At 62.0% G+C, this 250-nt stretch carries 1 protein-coding gene; it reads right to left on the bottom strand.

The genetic code is table 11. The annotated features are described in order from the left end of the window. On the bottom strand, window positions 1–250 hold a 250-nt coding region (locus tag H6A60_RS13425), incomplete at both ends, for a hypothetical protein (protein WP_205105355.1).

Here is a 250-nt window from a genome sequence, read left to right on the forward strand (position 1 = left end):
CATCGAGCGTCGCCAATAGCGCTTCGAGCGAGGCGCATTCATCTGCCACCTCTGTTGAAAGTCCCCGGAGGAACGCCTCGATCGCGAGGTTTTCGTAAGTGTCACCCGACTTCGTAACGGTTTCGACAGGCACGTGCCGCGGCGAATAGAAGCGTCGTCCCGCACGAATGCCCGTACTCGCCGCAGCGGGGACGAGCTCTTCGGGATGTGCCGAAAGATAGGCATGTGCGCTTGGCGCGGGTGCATGCGC

The organism is Sutterella massiliensis, assembly GCF_016899755.1.
Lineage (GTDB): Bacteria > Pseudomonadota > Gammaproteobacteria > Burkholderiales > Burkholderiaceae_F > Sutterella > Sutterella massiliensis.